The sequence below is a fragment of the Bacteroides sp. Marseille-P8574 genome (assembly GCF_902825465.1).
GTDB lineage: Bacteria > Bacteroidota > Bacteroidia > Bacteroidales > Bacteroidaceae > Bacteroides > Bacteroides uniformis.
The window spans coordinates 2,836,582-2,854,711 of the sequence record NZ_CADEBE010000001.1; the positions used below are offsets into that span (position 1 = coordinate 2,836,582).

Sequence of the window (18,130 nt, forward strand, 5' to 3'; positions counted from 1 at the left end):
CTTGTAATTATGCATACAGAAGAAAAATATAACGATATAGATAAGCTGATAGCATCGTATTTATCCAATGAATTGGATGAAAAATCCTTTTCTGAGTTAAAGCGGTGGAGTATGGAGTCAGAAACTAATCGTATTTATGTACGTAATCAGTTGGAAATTTGGTTCTCTTCAGGCGTATTGAGCGATAAGACCTTCTTTAATAAAAATGAAGCATTTGATTTATTTAAGCAACGGGTTGCTGAGGCTGGAAGGAATAAAAGATTTCGACGTTTTTCTTGGAAAGTGGTATATCGCGTAGCCGCTGTAGTTTTACTTTTGTTGTTGCCTTTGGCTACTTATTGGCAAGGAAAGGAGGCTGTCAAACATAATTTTGCAGATATGGTAGTAGAGGCTCCATTAGGAGCACGTACTAAATTATATTTGCCGGACGGCACATTGGTATGGTTGAATGCAGGTTCTAAGATTGTTTATTCGCAGGGATTTGGTGTGGATGATAGAAATTTGTCTTTGGAAGGAGAAGGGTATTTTGAAGTTACTAAAAATGAGAAGATTCCTTTTGTTGTTGAAACAAGGGAACTTAATTTGAAGGTGCTTGGAACGAAGTTTAATTTTAAAAATTATCCAGAAGACGAGGAGGTTACTGTAAATCTGATGGAAGGAAAGGTCGCTTTGCAAAATGAACTGAAAAAGATGCCCGCTTTGTATCTGGCTCCTCGAGAAAAAATGGTTTTGAATAAACGAACTGGTATAATAAAGAAATCGAAGACCCATGTAGAATATTCAAATGCCTGGTCTAGGAATGAATTGTTTTTTGATGAAGAATTGTTGGAAGATATTGCGAAGAAATTGATGCGTAGCTATGATGTGAAAATACAAGTGGCTGATTCTTTGCGGAACAAACGATTCTATGGTAGTTTTAAAATAATAGGAAACACCATTGACGAAGTACTTCAAACAATAGCTTCTACCAATAGAATGCAGTATAGGTATGAAGATGAAAAATATATTTTATATTGATTTTTGAGAATGAGTAAATGTGTTGAACCTTAAAAACATTGAAGACATGAAAATAAATCCTTCCGGCTGATGCAATGAAGGCACTTGAGTAATAAAATGGAGGGTGCGGCAACACCCCCCAGATTAAAAGTCAAGTAGTCTTGATAGAGATCACCTTGAATTTAAGATTATGCAAAGATAAGAAATCTTTAAATAATCTTGTTAATTACCTTAGTTATTTAATTAAAAATCAGGAGTATTATGAGATATTTTAAAAGGGCTATATTAATAGCCTCGGCAGCGCTTTGCTTTAATTTATCGGCCTTTTCGCAAGATATAACGCTGAAAGCCAATAATGTAACGGTAAAGGAGGCGATGGAGCAGTTGAAGAAATCGTCTGGATATTCATTTGTATTTTCATCGGCAGATGTCAATACAAAGAAACGTATCTCTATATCAGTAGAAGATGCAGGTATAGAAGAAGTTATAAAACAAATTCTGCAGGGACAAAGTGGATTTAGTTATGAAATTCAGGGTAAAAAGATTATTATAAAAAAAGAGCAGACAGGAACTGTTTCTTCTGCGCAAGAGGGTAAGGTTAGAGGACGTATCGTTGATGCTACCGGTGAACCGGTAATCGGCGCTACGGTTAGGGAACAAGGTACATCCAATGGTACAACTACCGACATTGACGGTAATTTTACCTTGGATGTAGCTCCTAATGCCAATTTGGAAGTGTCTTATATTGGTTATCAGACCCAGGTCTTGAAGGCCCAGAGTGGCAAAATGCTTGCTGTCACATTGAAAGAAGATACACAGTTACTGGATGAGGTTGTGGTTATCGGTTATGGTACGACAACACGAAAAGATTTCACAGGCTCCGTGTCATCCATGAAGTTGGAAAATTCGCCAGTAGCGCTGGTTGCTAACACGAATGCTTTGGAAACTCTGAAAGGTTCCGTGGGTGGTTTGGATATTGGTGCTACTAATACAGCTGGTGGTCAACCTTCTATGTTAGTCCGAGGACAAAATTCTATTTCGGGTAATAATGACCCGTTACTGATTGTGGATGGTGTGATTTTCTTAGGTAGTTTAAATGATATCAACCCCAATGATATAGCTACAATTGATGTCTTAAAGGATGCCACTTCTGCGGCAGCCTATGGTTCACGTTCGGCAAATGGTGTTATTGCTATCACTACTAAACGTGGTAAATCGGGTAAGCCTGTGATAAATTTGAATATGACAGGTACAATGCAATCTTGGCATCGTCAACCGGAGTTCATGAATGGCAAAGACTATTTACAGATGCTTCATGATAAAAATGGAACTACTGTAGAGTCGCTGAGTGCACAGCAGAGAGCTAACTATGAGGCTGGTCATGAGACTAATTGGTTAGATGAGATCTCCCGTACTGGCTGGTTGCAGGACTATCAGGTATCCGTATCGGGTGCAGGTGAAAAGATGAATTATTATATGTCCACTTCTTATACGGATAATCAAGGGATAATCATTGGCGATGACTTTTCTCGTTTTACAATGATGGCCAAAATCAGCACAGATATTACAGATTGGTTGGAAGTAGGTGCAGATGCCTCTTATTCTTATTCAGATTATTCGGGAGTAGGTGCTGAGTATAACAGAGCGGTTCTTCTTGGTCCGTACGATGTAATGTATCGTAAAGGCACTAATTTGTTGGAAAGATTCCCTTTAGGTTCTAATGAATTTGAAAATCCATTATGGAAAGACCAATCTGGTACTTATGATAATTTGGATACCAGACGTACGTTCCGAATCAATGCACATGCTGTGGTTAAGCTGCCTTGGGTAAAAGGTTTGAGCTACCGTTTCAATTATTCAGCTTACATGAATGTGAACGATGGTGCCGAATTCTACCATGAAGGATATTATGCTCCATTGGGTGCTTATGATGATGATTCCCGTTATTCAGCAGAAACCGTTTATTCTAAATTAGGATCAACAAATGGTTATTATCAGAATACAAAAGCGAATAGCTGGGTAGTGGATAATATTTTGAATTATAAGAATACATTCGGTAAACATACCATTGATTTGACGGCTGTTGCTACTCGTGATAGTAAATTTGACAGATGGGATAAAATGGAGGGACGTGATTATGTAGCTAATGGTAATACAAATTTGGGTTATAATGGCTTGCAATATGCTACAACACAGAAGACCACTACTGGCATTACGCGCCGTAGAAATGCCGGTTATTTTGCCCGTGCATCCTATTCTTTTGACGATGCTTATTATCTTACAGCTTCTTATCGTAGAGATGGTGCTTCAGTATTTGGTGCAGATAATAAATGGGGTAATTTCTATGCTTTCGGTGGTGCATGGCGTGTTACCCATGAGAAGTTCATGGAGAAAGTTCGTTTTTTGAATGATTTGAAACTTAAGTTATCCTGGGGTAGAAATGGTAACCAGGGTATTGATCCTTATGGAACCTTGTCCGAGGCTGTTATCGGCCCGGGTGGTGGTATTGCTTATCCTTTTGGAAACTCTACGGTACCTTCATTTGGTATAAAACAAAATTCATTGGGTAACAGCGGTCTTGGATGGGAAACGACTAATTCGTGGAATTTCGGTTTTGAGTCGGCTTGGTTGAACAACCGCTTGTTTGTTAACATGGATGTGTATTTGTCAAGAACTACTGACCAGATATTCAATCGTACTATTCCTTCAATGACAGGTTTTGATTCTATGAAATCAACAATGGGTGAAGTTGCCAATCGCGGTGTGGAATTCAGTATCCATTCTGTAAACATTGAGAATAAAAATTGGCGATGGGATACTAATCTTTCTTTTTGGTTGAACCGTAATGAATTGGTTCATCTATATGGTGAAGATTTGGATGGTGATGGTAGAGAAGATGATGATTTGGGGAATAATCTATTTATCGGGCATTCCATTCATTCTATCTATGGTTATAAAGTGGCGGGGATTGTGCAGAAAGATGATACAGAATACATACAAGCCAATGGTGCTACCCCGGGTAACCCGAAATATGTGGATGTAGATGGCAATGGAACCATTGGTGTGGAAGACCGTACCATACTGGGTACATCAGACCCTCGTTTCAAGATGAGTTTGTCAAACACCCTTTCTTGGAAGAATTTTGAATTATATTTTATGCTTACCGGTACGTTCGGAGGAAATGGATATTATGTAAGTGAAAATGCCCCGGCTTTCCTTGCAGGTGGTGGTGGCGGTGGAGCCTATTCTAACAATATGTATATACCCTATTGGACAGAAGAACGTCCGAGTAATAAATATCCTGCGGCAAACTTTAGTGGTGACGGACGTTTCAAAGGTTTGCAAAGCCGTGCCTTTGTTCGTCTGCAGGACATCACATTGTCTTATACCTTTAATTCTGCTAAAATAAAGAATTTCGGTATCAATAATCTGCGTGTCTTCTTTACAGGCAAGAATCTATTCACGATTACAGGTTGGGAAAATGGAGATCCTGAATTAGGTAATACAATTTTATCTTCTACGTATCCTATTTCAACAAATCTTTCGCTGGGAGCAAATATTAGTTTTTAAACTTTATACTTTGATGAATTATGAATATTTTAAAAAATAAAATCAATGTTGGATTAATAGCTTTATCTGCTATTATGGCAAGTGGTTGTGATGATTCTGCTTTCTTGAAGGAATCTCCGGAATCTTCCTATGCAATAGAAAATGTATTCAAAAGCTCCAATCAAGTGAAACAAGTGGTTACGTCTTGTTACGAAAAAGTGCGTGATATATTTTGTACTTCTGCACCCATGCAGTTCTCTCCGAGACATTTCTATATGGGAAATAATGGAACTGACATGTTTGATGTCCCCAACGGTCGGGATGCACAGAATATGAATGATTATAGTAAGTTGGCAGCAGACTATGACATTTATAAACAAGTATATAATAATTTTTACAATTTGGTATCCCAGGCTAATTTGGCTATATCTGCTGCCGAAGAGGTCACGTGGAGCTCTGAGACTGACAAGACCCAGACATTGGCAGAAGCGCATTTCTTTAGAGCATACGCTTATATGAACTTAGGTGAGCTGTATGGTGGAGTGCCTTTGGTGACGGAACGTATTACTGGACCACGTTATGATTTTCAACGCAGTAGTCGTGTGGAAACTTATCAGCTTGCGATAGATGACCTGGAAAACTATGCTTTGAATCTTCCAGAAACCCATGCAGAAGCGGGACGTTTGGTAAAAGGAGCTGTTCAGCATTATTTGTGCCAGCTTTATATTGATAAGGGGGTAGCATTGCAAGAAGAAGGTCAGGATGGTGCTGAATCTTTTCGTAAGGCTAAGGAATATGCTGATGCTGTGATAGATGGCGGTACTTATCGTCTGATGATGAATCGTTTCGGTACTCGTCAGCATGAGAATCCTATTTACTATTATGCAACCAGCATACAAGACCAGACAGCAGAGCATACTTATGAGTCTGCTGGGGTACATATTGAAGGGAATGTTTACTGGGATTTGTTCCAAGAAGGCAATCAGGATTATCAGAATGGTAATACGGAAGCTATTTGGGTAGCTCAGATGAGCTTGGAACTCTGCCAGCAAGGATATACAGCAAACCGTATGGCCCATTCTTGTAACTATAGTCCGGTAGCCCGTGACGTGCAAGGAGAATTGATGGGGAGTTTAGAAGATGTAGGTGGTGAGGGGGTTACGGCTGTAATGCCTACTTATTATACACGTGACATCATTTATGAAGATAAATGGGCGGAAGATATGAGAAACTCTGAGGCTGTATTCAGAAGGACATTTGTGGGGAACCAAAAAAATGGTAACTATTATGGCAAGGTGGTTCCATGGGATGTGTTGCATAAGGTTTCAAATGGGGTAAAAGATAGGCAAGCTGAAACATTTTTGTTCCCTATTTCCTGTAAGATTGCTACGGATAGATATTCTGGTTATATTGCAGGTATTGATGGTAACTTTTCTTTCCTTTATAGAGATGATTATTTGGTACGTTTACCGGAAACTATCTTGTTACGTGCGGAAGTGAAGTGGCGTTTAGGAGATAATGCCGGTGCTGCTGCTGATATTAATAAATTGAGGGAAAGAGCACAATGTGGCTATATGGTCACGGCCTCAGATGTGAATTTGGATCTGATTTTGGATGAACGTGCCCGTGAATTGGTTTATGAAGAGCATCGTTGGAATACTTTGCTCCGTATGGGAGGTACCGTAGCTATTGACCGCATTAAAAAGTATGCTTACTGGGATGTGGCTCGTACTTCACTTGCTAATAAAAATTTCAACCTTTGGCCGATTCCTCAAAGTGTGATTGACACTAATAAAGACATAAAGTTAGAACAGAATCCGGGTTGGTAAAAGAGCAATATTATGATATGATAAAAAGATACCCGGAGGAGTAAAAGAGAATTAAAGAATACATGTATTTGTTTGAAGACTCTCTTTCCTGCGGGTATCTGTTTTTAGTAATTCAATCGTTATGAAAAAAAATCTTTTTTTATTATTGTTTTGTCTATTAGGTTTTCAGTATTCCATGGCCAGTCCGATTCTCTTGGAAGACCTTCGCTGTGAGAATCTGAAGAATCCTCTCGGTATAGATAACATAACCCCGCATTTCAGTTGGAAGGTCTTGTGTGACATTCCTATGAATCAGGAATATTATGAAATACAAGTGGGAGCAGATAGTCTTGAGTTGTCTCGGGGAAAAGCTGATTTATGGAATTCCGGCAAGACAAAATCTTGCGCTTCTGTGATGATTCCTTATCAAGGTAAAGGCTTGAAATCACGCCAGTTATGTTATTGGCGTGTACGTGTAGGCAATGAGAAAGGGGAGCTCTCAGAGTGGAGTCCTATCCAACGTTTTGCAATAGGTATATTGGGAAATGACAACTTGCAGGGAAAGTTTATTAGTCTGGACGGAGGTAATGTGGATTCGCCTTTGTTACGGAAATCATTTACGGTGGACAAGCCTTCTACCACCTTTTTATATGTTAATTCTTTAGGATATCATGAAGTGTATATCAATGGAAAGAAGGTGGATTCCTCTGTTTTGTCACCTGCTGTTTCGCAACTGGATAAGCGTTCGTTGGTTGTGACCTATGACATTACGTCTCTTTTGAAGTTTGGTAAAAATGAAATACTTTTATGGTTGGGGAAAGGTTGGTATAAGAAAACCACTTTCAAGGCTGAGCATGACGGTCCGGTGGTAAGGGCCGAGTTAAGTACTTTGAGAGATGGAAAATGGAAAAAACTGCTCATGACAGATGTTACGTGGATGGGGCGTGAGAGTGGTTATGCTGATATGGGAACCTGGAATGCTTTACGTTTCGGCGGTGAACGGATAGATGCCCGCATGCTTCCTGCTGATCTTACGGCAAGGGAGTTGGACAAGCTGCAATGGGAGTCTGCTGTTGAAGTATGTGTGAATGACCGGAAAGCGACTCCGCAGATGTGTAGTGCAAATAAGATCCAAGAAACGTTGACAGCAAAGAGTATCACTGCCCTTGGTAACAATACGTGGTTAGTGGATATGGGGAAGGTACTGACCGGCTGGTTTGAACTACAAACTCCTCAACTGCCTGAAGGGCATGAGATAACGGCAGTTTATAGCGATTTTATGAAGGCTGATGGCAGCATTGAAGAGCAAGGGGAAAGTGATCTCTATATTGCTTCCGGTAAAAATGGTGACAAGTTCTGTAATAAGTTCCATCATCATGCTTTCCGTTACATTAAGATTTCCAATTTGCCTTATCATCCGCAGCCGTCGCAAGTAAAAGCTTACTTGGTGCATGGTGATTATCGTCCAGCATCTACATTCGTTTGTTCGGATGCAGACTTGAATGCTATACATGATATGGTAAACTATACATTGCGCTGTCTGACTTTCAGTGGTTATATGGTGGATTGTCCGCATTTGGAACGTGCCGGTTACGGCGGTGACGGTAATTCGTCCACACAGGCATTCCAGACTATGTATGATGCCGCTCCGACTTATATGAACTGGCTACAAGCATGGGGTGATGTGATGCAAGAGGACGGTGGACTGCCTCATGTAGCTCCTGCCGGTGGTGGGGGTGGCGGTCCTTACTGGTGTGGGTTTATAGTTCTGGCTCCTTGGCGTACTTATGTAAACTATGGAGACAGTCGGTTGTTGGAGCGCTATTACGACAATATGAAGAAATGGTTCGGTTATGTGGACAGATACACCGTAAACGGATTGTTGAAACGTTGGCCCGACACAACTTACCGTGATTGGTATCTGGGAGACTGGTTGGCTCCCATAGGTGTAGATAGCGGGAATCAGATGTCGATAGACTTGGTGAACAACTGTTTTGTCAGTGACTGCCTGGATGCTATGTGCAAGATAGCGACGGCATTGGGACGCAAGGATGAAGCGGAGGATTTTGCCGTGCGTAAGGAGAAGTTGAACGTTCTGATTCACCAGACATTCTATAACGATGAAGAAAATATTTATGCTACAGGGTCACAACTGGATATGTCTTATCCGATGTTTGTAGGGGCAGTGCCTGACGCTTTATATGATAAAGTAAAGCAGGAGATGCTTGCCCGTTCAGCCGGACAGTACAAAGGACATATAGCGGTTGGTCTGGTTGGGGTCCCTATCCTGACGGATTGGGTTATCCGGAATAAGGAAGCCAATTTCATGTATGGCATGTTGAAGCAACCAGACTATCCGGGATACCTGCATATGCTTAATAATAATGCTACTACTACATGGGAGTATTGGAATGGAGAGCGTAGCCGTGTACACAATTGTTATAATGGTATTGCTAATTGGTTCTATCAGGCTGTCGGCGGTATTCGAGCTGATGAAGAACAACCAGGTTACCGGCATGTGTTTATTGAGCCACAGATTCCACAAGGGGTGACTTGGGCAAATACTACTAAGGAATCTCCTTATGGAACTATTATAGTTAATTGGAAATTGCAAGATGACTGTTTAATGATGCATGTTGTGTTGCCGGTAGGAGTGGAGGCTAGTGTTGTTATTCCCAGTAATGCTAATAAAAGTATTGTAAATGGTCAAGAAGTTAAATTGGATAAGCAGTATTTGGAATTAGGCACAGGCACATATAATATAGAAGTCAGGTAGTTATAATTATTTTCTGGAGATAAAGATAGAAGTCTTATTTTCAAAAATAAGGAGTGACTGCTATGTGTTCATTTTTTTTGTAATAGAAAGGATGCTTTGATTATGCATCCTTTGGAAAAAAAATTACTGATAAAAAAGAATAAGATGAAGAAATTTATAATTGTAGCAATTTGCTTATTAATGGGTATTAATGGAATGCAATCTCAAAGCATTCCGGTTTTTAAGGAGGGAGAGCGAGTTGCTTTTGTAGGTAACAGTATAACTTGTGGAGGACATTATCATTCCTATATATGGTTGTATTATATGACTCATTTTCCAAATCGGCGCATTGATGTCTTTAATGAAGGTGTCGGTGGGGATGTGGCAAAGCAGATGTCTCAACGATTGGATAAAGTTTTTGAACATAACCCCACCGTGGTTACTCTTTCGTTCGGCATGAATGATACTGGTTATATGGATTACACTCTTACAGAGAATGCAAATATAGGGCTTAAGAATGTAGAGACCTCCTGCCGTGATTACAAAGTCATAGAAGATACCTATAAAAAATATCCTAAAGTTCAGAAAATTCTGATTGGTAGTTCGCCTTATGACGAAACTTCTTGTTTCAATAAGGTCCCTTTTCCGGGAAAAAATAAGTTGATTCAGGATATTTCTGATTTTTTGAAAGAAAGGGCATATGCCAATCGGTGGGGATATGTGGATTTTAATCGCCCGATGACAGAGATCAACATGCGTGAGCAACAAGCTGACTCTACATTTACGTTGTGTGGCGGTGACCGTGTCCATCCTACAACAGACGGCCATTTGGTGATGGCATATTTATTCTTGAAAGCTCAAGGATTAGCTAATGAGCCTGTTGCAGATATAGCTATAGATGCTTCAACCAGGACTGTGAACCGTTCGGGTAACTGCAAGATTGATGATTTGGTTGTTTCTTCTGAAAATATCAGTTTTACTTATCTAGCTAATTCACTCCCTTATCCGATAGACAGAAGCCATTACAACAACGAACTGCATACGCAGGCTGATGCATTGAATGTCATACCGTTCATGGATGAACTGAATTATGAGGGTTTGGCAGTGGAAGGCTTGTCCGATGGTTATTATGTTTTGAAAATTGATGGAAAGACAATAACACGCCTAACAGCCGGTGACTTAAAACGTGGAATCAATTTGGCCGCTTATGACAATACCCCTCAAAACGAACAAGCACAAGAGATACGCCGATTGAATGAGCAGCGTTGGCTTATGGAACGTGAGATGCGTGAATATTACTGGATGGAATATAACTTGATGCGTGACAAAGGGCTGCTGTGGGCAAGTAATGAAAAGGCTGTCAACACTATGTTGGAGAATCGTAGGACTAATCCTTTTGTTAATATGCTGAAAGATTATTGGTTGCGTTTCATGTATAAGAGTGTTCGTGAAGATAACGAAAATGAGCAGTTGGAATTGGTAGAGCGTATCTATAAAATGAATAAACCACAAGCTTTGAAAGTGGAACTGGTTAAGCTTTAATTGAGGGAAACGGTATGGGGGAAAGGTTTATAATCTTCTTGATAGGTTTGCTGGGCTTTAATAGTTTGGTAAAAGCCCAGCAAGCCTATTTTATAGATGGCTACCATGGAGGGGTCTATGGACACTATCCTATAGGACAGACTTCATTCATTGTCCAGAAATTGAAACAGTATCCGGATTGGAGAGTCAATCTGGAGATAGAACCGGAATCTTGGGAAGTAGTCAGACAACGTGATCCAGAGGGTTATTCTGCTTTTAAACAAATGTTCAAAGACCAGTCTGTCCGTTCCGGACGCATAGAATATGTGAATCCTACTTATGCCCAAAGTTATTTTTTTGGAACTTCGGGAGAAAGTGTTATCCGTCAATTTCAATATGGGATGCGTCTTCTTAGGCAACACTTCCCCGAAGCTGTTTTCACCACTTATTCGGCAGAAGAACCTTGCTTTACAAGTTGCCTACCTATGGTCTTGAAGTCTTTAGGCTTTTCGTATGCTTCGACAAAGAATCCCAATACCATGTGGGGAGGCTATGTAAATGCTTATGGGGGGGAATTGGTGAATTGGGTAGGACCGGACGGGACAAAACTTGTTACAGTACCCCGTTATGGCTGCGAAGATTTACAGTCGGGTTCGACCTGGCAGTCCATAGCTTGGTTTAACAGTAGGGATTATATTGAGAAATGCCTGGATGCGGGGATTAAGCATCCGGTAGGCATGTGCATCCAGGATGCGGCATGGAGCCATGGCTGGAATAAGGGACCTTGGTTGGGTCAGGATACTGCTGCATATTATTGTCCTACAGCTTATAAGACTTGGCGTGACTATATACAGAATTGTTCGAACGGAAGTACTGGAGACGATTGGCATTTTTCACAAGAGGATGTGTTATGTTCTTTAATGTGGGGAACACAAGTTATGCAACGTCTGGCAAGGGAGATTCGTACAGCAGAAAATACCATTGTCCAAGCGGAGAAGATGGCTTCTTATGCAAAGCTGTATCGGGGAGAGAAATGGCCCATGGATTCCATAGATGAGGCATGGCGTACATTGATGCTTTCTCAGCATCATGATTGTTGGATTGTTCCGTATAACCGTTTGAATAGTGGGAAAACCTGGGCGGAAACGGTAACCGATTGGACTAGAAATACAAACCAAAAGAGCCAACGAGTGATAGACCAATCTTTAAAGCTAATGGCGGGTCAAAGGAAAGGAAACAAGATTCGGGTCTTCAATACATTGGCTGTGGAGAGAGAAGAACTGGTTTCTATCGAAGTCCCTTCTTCATGGAAAGGCAAGGATTGGATAGCGGTTGATAATCGGGGGGTAGAATCTCCTACCCAATGGATTGATGAAGGGGAAGTCACTAAATTACTGTTCCGTGCAAAGGTTCCATCTACGGGGGTTGCAACTTATACTTTCCAGGAATCAACAAGCCGTGCTAAGGCTACTTTTTGCTTCGAGCGGATGCATGATGGTAGGTGTCGTTTGGAGAGTGACTTATATTCTCTGGTTTTAAATCCGTCTAAAGGTGGTGCTGTGGAAAGTCTTAAGGTAAGATTCCTTCAAAACAGAGAACTGGTTGATTTGGGTAATGGACGGAGTTTTAATGAGCTGCGGGGATTCTTTATTGAGGAAAATTCTTTTTTGTCTAGTACCGAACAACCTGCTACGATTCGGTTAATGGAGCAGGGCCCTTTACTGATGAAGGTATGCGTACAAGGTAAGATAGGGGTGCATCCTTTTGTGCAGACAATTCAATTGGCGCAGGGTGAACCTCGAATCGACATGCATATAAAGATTGATTGGATAGGCGATGTGCAGATTGGTGAACCGGGTATTGAATTTAAGACTGAAGACCCGCGCAAATCCTTTTATGATGACCGGTATAAACTGTTGCTTTATTTTCCAACGGAGATAGAATCACCCTTGATTTACAAGGATGCTCCTTTCGATGTGTGTAAAAGTCGTTTGGAAAATACATTCTTCAATCGTTGGGACAGCATTAAACATAATGTCATTGTACATTGGGTCGATAAGGTTGCCGGAGATAATTCGTGTGGGCTGGCTTTGTTCTCTGACCATACAACCAGCTATGTGCATGGGAAGGATTTTCCTTTGGCATTGAATGTGCAGTATGCAGGCAAAGGGCTTTGGGGAATGGATTATAGAATAGATAGACCTACTGAATTCTCATATTCTATATTACCTCATCAGGGAAATTGGGAACAATGCCGTTTATGGACACGTAGTGAAGAACGGAATGAACCGTTGATAGCTACATTGGCGGGTGATATTTCTTTGGCTTCTGCTTCTTTCCTATCCGTAGAAAATGATGCCTATGAATTGTCATCCATGTATTATGAAGGAAAGAGTTTGTATGTTCGTTTGTTCAATTCTCTGAGTGATGATACTTCGAGAAAGATTGCTATAACCGGAACGAATTTGAGTGTTAAACTTGTAGAATTGGATGGCCGGACTATAGAAACATTGCTTGTACATGAGAAAAATGGGAAGAGTTATTTGGATTTAACCATTCCTCAGTTCGGAATATGTACATTAAAAATTGAGTCGAATGAAAAATAAAATATTATTATCTCTTTTTTTATTATTAAATCCGTTCTTCATATTAGGAAACAATCGGACTGATGATAAAAATTATGCGGAGGAAGTTAATACGTTGATTGGTACGAAAGGGCTTGGCCTTGCGTCGGGCTATCTTTATCCAGGGGCCACCTATCCTTTTGGGATGGTACAGTTTACTCCATCTTATTTTTCAAAAAGTGCCGGTTTTGTAATCAACCAATTGAGTGGAGCCGGTTGTGACCATATGGGTAATTTCCCCACTTTTCCCGTAAGGGGAAAGTTGCAGGTCTCTCCAGAGAATATTCTGAATTACAGAATCAATATTTCTAAAGAACAAGGTCATGCCGGATATTATGAAGCAACAGTACAAGAGGATATTCGGGCACATCTGACGGTTACTGAGCGAACAGGCATGGCCAAGTATGAATTTCCTGCCAATCAGACCATGGGGACGGTTATTATAGGTGGTGGTATATCAGCCACCCCTATAAATCAAGCAGCAATTGTTATCACTGCTCCCAATAGGTGTGAAGGGTATGCTGTTGGGGGAAATTTTTGTGGATTGCCTACTCCCTACAAAGTCTACTTTGTTGCGGAGTTTGATAAAGGCGCAGTTGAGTTTGGAACTTGGAAACAGAAGGAACTGAAACCTAATACAACTTTTGCCGAAGGAGAATGTTCTGGTGTTTATTTTACTTTTGATTTAGATAAGAAGAAGGATATACAATACAAGATTGGAGTTTCTTATGTGTCCGTTGATAATGCGCGGAAAAATTTGAGAATGGAGAATGCGGGCTGGAACTTTGATGAGATAAGGGGAGAAGCCGAAAAAAGATGGAACCACTATTTAAGCAAGATAGAGGTTGAAAGCGACAATTCGGATCGTATCACCCAGTTCTATACACATTTGTATAGAACAATGATTCATCCGAATGTTTGCAGTGATGTAAACGGTGAATATATGGGGGCTGATAACCGGGTATATAAATCACGTTCCAAACAATATACTTCTTTTAGTAATTGGGATACTTATCGTACGCAGATTCAGCTTTTAGCTATGCTGGAGCCAGATGTGACTTCTGATATTGTAATTTCTCACCAGGATTTTGCAGAACAATCCGGTGGCGCTTTTCCACGTTGGGTGTTGGCAAATGTAGAAACGGGAGTCATGCAGGGGGATCCTACTCCTATTCTGATTTCGAACGCTTATGCGTTTGGAGCCAGGAATTATGATCCTAGACCGATTTTTAAAACAATGAGAACAAATGCAGAAATACCAGGAGCCAAATCGCAAAATATAGAAGAAAGGCCGGGATTAAAGCAATATCTGGAAAAAGGTTACTATAATGCTTCTGAACAATTGGAGTATACTTCTTCAGATTTTGCTATCGGACAATTTGCTTTGCGTGCTATAGGAGATGAATTCTCGGCGTGGCGTTATTTTCACTTTGCACGTTCCTGGAAGAACCTTTTCAATCCGGAAACAGGTTGGTTACAATCCCGTAACCCTGATGGTTCTTGGAAACCGTTAAGTGAGGACTTTCGTGAATCTACTTATAAAAATTATTTTTGGATGGTGCCTTATGATATTGCAGGCTTGGTTGAAATGATTGGTGGTAAAAAAATTGCAGAGCAACGTTTAGATGAGTTCTTCCAACGTTTGGATGCTAATTATAATGATGCTTGGTTTGCTTCGGGCAATGAACCTAGTTTTCATATTCCTTGGATATATAACTGGGTAGGTTGTCCGTATAAGACACAGGCTATCGTAAATCGGATACTGAATGAACAGTATTCTGGCAAGATAGATGGGCTTCCTGGCAACGATGATCTGGGAACAATGGGGGCATGGTATATTTTTGCTTGTATAGGATTATATCCGGAGATCCCGGGAATTGGTGGTTTCACTATAAATACGCCAATCTTTTCTTCTGTAAAGATTTATCTGAAAAATGGTTCTATCTTTATTAAGGGTGGCTCTGAAAAAGACATCTATATCAAATCTTTAAAGGTGAATGGGGTACTACATAATAGTACTTGGATAAATTGGGATGAACTCTCCAATGGTGCTACCTTAGAATATCGGACTTCCGGTAAGGCTGATTTGAAATGGGGTACCAAAGTACTGCCTCCTTCTTTTCCTTGATTTGAGAAACGAGTGAATATTGTTCCTTTTTGAATAATAAATTGAATATCATGAATAAATTCTTTATAAAAATATCTTTGGTGTTCGCTATGTTATCATTTGTTGCATGTGCAGAAAGGGGGATTGACATAGTGAATCTGCGTTGTGATTATATGGAAAGTCCATTGGGAATTGATAATCTGAATCCGGTATTACAATGGCAATTGATCTCAGAAGGAACGGGTAAGTCTCAGTCTGCATACCGTATTATTGTATCGGATGATTTGTCTTTAATAAAAAGAGGACAAGGAGATTATTGGGACTCTGGAAAAGTGTTGTCTTCAGAATCTATCGTCCGGTATCAAGGCAAGAAGTTATCTGCCAGAATGCAACTTTATTGGAAAGTGATGGTTTGGGATGAGTGTGATGTCCCTTCTGAATGGAGCAATATTGCTGACTGGAGTATGGGCTTGCTGTGTCCTTCGGATTGGAAAGCGCAGTGGATAGGGAATAGGGAAGATATATTTCCAGACTCCACCCAGACTTTTCCAGCTCCTTATTTCCGTAAAGAATTTGTAGTTGCAAAACCGGTAAAAAAAGCAATGGCTTATGTTTGTGGATTGGGATTCTATGAAATGTATTTCAATGGAGAAAGAGTAGGGGAACAAGTATTGGCACCTGCTGTAACCAACTATGATAGACGGTCTCTTAAAAAATTGTTGTATCATTATGATGACCAGTCTACGCAACGTGTATTTTATAATGTGTTTGATGTAACTGGAAACCTTAAAATGCAGAATAATGCTATAGGTATAATATTGGGGAATGGTTGGTACAATCAGCGTGATCGCACAGTGGAAGGACATATGTGGTATGATGTTCCTAAAATGATATTACAATTGGAGATTGAATATGAAGATGGAGCCAAAGAAATGATAGTTTCAGATAATTCATGGAAGACTACAACAGGACCATTATTGCATGATGCTATATTTACGGGGGAAATTTATGATGCTCGTAAAGATTTGGGACGTTGGAATCGAGAATCCTATGCTGATAATATATGGGAATCAGCATTACAAGTCCGACCGCCTACCGGTACGTTGATGTCCCAGACAATCCCTTTTAATAAGGTCATGCAGATTGTGGATACTCATTTTGAGCAACTTAATGATTCACTCTATATCTTTACGTTGCCCGAAACGGTATCCGGTTGGTGTGCCTTGAATGTAAAAGGTAATTCCGGGGATATGATACGGTTACGTTTTATCAGTGAGGAAGGATTGGATTATGGGCAGACAGATACTTATATTTTGAAAGGTGGCGATCAGGAAGAATGGGAGCCTAAATTTACATGGCACACTTTCAGAAAGGTGGAGGTCGTATCTCGGAGCACAAAGATTTCGGAGTGCAGTCTGATTGTGAAATCTATATTTACAGATGTGAAGAATACGGGGAGTTTTGAATGTTCCAATGAACTCTTTAATCGTATTTGTCAGGCTTATAACCGTACTATGCATGCTAATTTTAAAGGAATTATAAGTAGCGACCCGCATCGTGAACGGTTGGCTTATACGGGTGATGGACAAGTTATAACTGAAAGTCTGCTTTATTCGTACGATATGACGCGTTTTCTCCGGAAGTTTATAGATGATATGGATGATGCACGGAATAAAGTTACCGGATATGTACCGCATACTGCACCTTTTAGCGGTGGAGGAGGTGGGCCTGCATGGGGATCGGCTTATATTATTGTTCCTTGGGCTTATTTCTGTCATTACGGTGATACCGAAATATTACAGAAACACTATGATGGCATGAAGCAGTGGATAGAGTACCTTGGTACACGGACTGATGATCGGGGGCTTATAGTTAAGGAAGAACCGAATGGCTGGTGTTTGGGAGAATGGTGTACTTTGTATAACCGTATAGAAATTCCGACAGCGTTGGTCAATACAGCATACTTTTATCATGTAACTTGTATAATGGCAGACATAGCAAAGGTATTGGGGCAGAAAGCGGATGCAGAATTTTTTAGGGCTTCGGCTCGGAGTATAAAAGAAAATTTTAATTCAGCCTTTTATAATCCTCTTACCAATCATTATTGGGAAGGAAGGCAAGGAGCCGATGTTTTTGCATTGGGGTTTGGACTTGTTCCTGACGATGAATATGAAAAGGTGTTTTCTGCAATGCTGGGCCATTTAGAACAACTTGATTATCATTTTGATACAGGCATTTTTGGCACTCCGCTTTTATTGAAGGTTTTGACAGATAATGGAAGGGCCGATCTGGCATATAGGCTAATGAATCAAAGAGACTTTCCAGGATATAGCTATTTGCTGGATGAAAAAAACAGTACATTGTGGGAAACTTGGGATGGTGGCGGAGATCCGGGAGGATGTGGGCATTGTCACCCGATGTTTGGAAGCGTCGTGGCATGGTTTTATCATTCGCTTGCGGGTATACGACCGGATAAATCCAAACCGGGTATGAAACATTTTTATATTGCTCCTGCACCGGTATCTGATTTGAGTTATTGTAGGGCGTCATATAACACTTTATATGGGAAGATAATTTCGGATTGGCATATAGACGAAAGAGGTAATTTTAAATTGAATGTGGAAATTCCAGTAAATACCTCAGCTACTATTGTACTCCCTCAATGGGGGAAAGAATGTGCAAGAGAGCCTATCCAGGTTTTGTCCGGTTCATACAGTTTTAAAGTTTTGAAGTAGTATTCTATTTTTGATTAATAAAATAAATATAGGTT

Annotated in this window: 8 protein-coding genes; all 8 read left to right on the plus strand. The window is 40.3% G+C overall.

From position 1 onward, the window contains the following. Window positions 1-9: 9 nt before the first annotated feature. The 8 genes from HUX74_RS12050 to HUX74_RS12085 all read left to right on the plus strand — a co-directional run bounded on the left by HUX74_RS12050 (window position 10) and on the right by HUX74_RS12085 (window position 18,095). Window positions 10-1,017, plus strand: coding sequence for a FecR family protein (locus HUX74_RS12050; RefSeq protein ID WP_174646703.1), 1,008 nt, complete (start codon window positions 10-12; stop codon window positions 1,015-1,017). Window positions 1,018-1,257: 240 nt separating this feature from the next. Further along, complete coding sequence (locus HUX74_RS12055; RefSeq protein WP_174646704.1) at window positions 1,258-4,566, plus strand: TonB-dependent receptor; 3,309 nt, start codon at window positions 1,258-1,260, stop codon at window positions 4,564-4,566. A 20-nt stretch (window positions 4,567-4,586) separates the two neighbouring features. Continuing rightward, window positions 4,587-6,374, plus strand: coding sequence for a RagB/SusD family nutrient uptake outer membrane protein (locus HUX74_RS12060; RefSeq protein ID WP_174646705.1), 1,788 nt, complete (start codon window positions 4,587-4,589; stop codon window positions 6,372-6,374). Between the two features lie 121 nt (window positions 6,375-6,495). Then, on the plus strand, window positions 6,496-9,129 hold the full coding sequence (locus HUX74_RS12065; protein ID WP_174646706.1) for a family 78 glycoside hydrolase catalytic domain: 2,634 nt from the start codon (window positions 6,496-6,498) through the stop codon (window positions 9,127-9,129). Between the two features lie 144 nt (window positions 9,130-9,273). After that, window positions 9,274-10,650, plus strand: coding sequence for an SGNH/GDSL hydrolase family protein (locus HUX74_RS12070; RefSeq protein WP_174646707.1), 1,377 nt, complete (start codon window positions 9,274-9,276; stop codon window positions 10,648-10,650). 14 nt (window positions 10,651-10,664) lie between these two features. Beyond that, entirely contained in the window at window positions 10,665-13,235 is a 2,571-nt protein-coding gene (locus HUX74_RS12075) for a glycoside hydrolase family 38 C-terminal domain-containing protein (RefSeq protein WP_174646708.1), read from the plus strand. After that, window positions 13,225-15,381 (plus strand): GH92 family glycosyl hydrolase, encoded by a 2,157-nt coding sequence (locus HUX74_RS12080; protein ID WP_174646709.1) that lies wholly within the window; start codon window positions 13,225-13,227, stop codon window positions 15,379-15,381. The genes HUX74_RS12075 and HUX74_RS12080 overlap by 11 nt, the downstream gene beginning before the upstream one ends. 50 nt (window positions 15,382-15,431) lie before the next feature. Further along, a complete protein-coding gene (locus tag HUX74_RS12085; protein WP_174646710.1) occupies window positions 15,432-18,095 on the plus strand; it encodes a family 78 glycoside hydrolase catalytic domain in 2,664 nt (887 codons plus the stop codon). Window positions 18,096-18,130 lie beyond the last annotated feature (35 nt).

Bases quoted from the DNA above. Each gene is read 5' to 3' on its own strand.
- HUX74_RS12050 (WP_174646703.1), top strand. From the start codon at position 10: ATGCATACAGAAGAAAAATATAACGATATAGATAAGCTGATAGCATCG.
- HUX74_RS12055 (WP_174646704.1), top strand. From the start codon at position 1,258: ATGAGATATTTTAAAAGGGCTATATTAATAGCCTCGGCAGCGCTTTGC.
- HUX74_RS12060 (WP_174646705.1), top strand. From the start codon at position 4,587: ATGAATATTTTAAAAAATAAAATCAATGTTGGATTAATAGCTTTATCT.
- HUX74_RS12065 (WP_174646706.1), top strand. From the start codon at position 6,496: ATGAAAAAAAATCTTTTTTTATTATTGTTTTGTCTATTAGGTTTTCAG.
- HUX74_RS12070 (WP_174646707.1), top strand. From the start codon at position 9,274: ATGAAGAAATTTATAATTGTAGCAATTTGCTTATTAATGGGTATTAAT.
- HUX74_RS12075 (WP_174646708.1), top strand. From the start codon at position 10,665: ATGGGGGAAAGGTTTATAATCTTCTTGATAGGTTTGCTGGGCTTTAAT.
- HUX74_RS12080 (WP_174646709.1), top strand. From the start codon at position 13,225: ATGAAAAATAAAATATTATTATCTCTTTTTTTATTATTAAATCCGTTC.
- HUX74_RS12085 (WP_174646710.1), top strand. From the start codon at position 15,432: ATGAATAAATTCTTTATAAAAATATCTTTGGTGTTCGCTATGTTATCA.